General features: G+C 59.1%; 1 protein-coding gene. It reads left to right on the forward strand.

The window, feature by feature from the left end:
- The first annotated feature begins 8 nt into the window (after positions 1-8).
- Entirely contained in the window at positions 9-1,190 is a 1,182-nt protein-coding gene (locus CVS27_RS20360) for an IS256 family transposase (protein ID WP_103467652.1), read from the forward strand.
- The last annotated feature ends 134 nt before the right edge of the window (positions 1,191-1,324 follow it).

The raw sequence follows: 1,324 nt of genomic DNA on the forward strand, positions 1-1,324 counted from the left end.
AGCCCACTATCGCATTGACCGAGTTGGTTGAGAAAGGGGCAGACGCTGATCTGCTCAAGCAAATGATCCAGTTCGTTGCCCAGCGCATGATGGAGTTCGACGTCGAAGGCCTGTGCGGCGCGGGCTTCGATGTCAAAAGCCCAGACCGGACAAATAGCCGTAATGGCTACCGCGATCGTCTTTGGCAAACCCGCGCAGGCGACGTCGACCTTAAGATTCCCAAGCTGCGCCAAGGCAGCTATTTCCCTGGTTTCCTTGAACCTCGACGCACCGCTGAGAAAGCCATGGCGGCAGTCATCCAGGAGGCCTACATCCAAGGCGTTTCAACGCGTTCGGTGGACGAGCTGGTCAAGGCCATGGGCATGACCGGTATCTCTAAAAGCCAGGTCTCACGGCTAGCCGGTGAGATCGATGAGCGCGTTCACGCCTTCCTTGACCGCCCGCTTGAGGGCGACTGGCCCTATCTCTGGATCGATGCCACCTACGTCAAAGTGCGGGAGGCCGGACGCATCGTCTCGGTCGCCGTAATAATCGCCGTGGCCGTGAACACCGACGGTGGCCGCGAAGTCCTGGGCATGCGGGTTGGGCCGTCAGAGGCTGAGCCGTTCTGGACAGACTTCCTGCGCAGCCTCATGCGACGTGGCTTGCGGGGCGTGAAGCTGGTCATCTCCGACGCCCACGAAGGCCTGAAAGCAGCTGTATCCAAGGTCTTCAATGCGACCTGGCAGCGCTGCCGTGTGCATTTCATGCGTAATGCCATGGCCCACGTCGGCAAAGGTCAGCGCACCATGGTGGCGGCTCTACTGCGCACGGTCTTCGCCCAGGACAGCCGTGCCGAATGCCATCAGCAATGGCGTTTGGTCGCAGATCAGCTACGCGAAAAATACCCCAAGATCGCGGCGCTCATGGATGGTTGCGAGGATGAAGTGCTGGCGCACATGGCGTTTCCCAAGGCTCATCGACAGCAGTTGCACAGCACCAACCCGCTTGAGCGGCTCAACGCTGAAATCAAACGCCGCACCGACGTCGTGGGGATTTTCCCCAACGATCCGGCCATTACGCGTCTGGTAGGCGCGATGCTGCTGGAGCAGAACGACGAGTGGTGCCTGCACCGGCGTTACATGCAGTTGGAGGCCTTTGAGGCAGTCAGCGATAATCCACAGGCCAAGCTGTCGGCCGTGATCAACTAAACGGCAAACTCAGTGGCCAGAGCCATGATGAGTTACACCACTTCCTGGGACACGATCCACTTTCCCTGCCTTCAACTCAGGGACGACTCTATGGCCAGCCTTCTTCCAGAATTCATCATCCGTAAACTCGAAGG

Source organism: Arthrobacter glacialis (assembly GCF_002909445.1).
Classification (GTDB): Bacteria; Actinomycetota; Actinomycetes; order Actinomycetales; family Micrococcaceae; genus Specibacter; species Specibacter glacialis.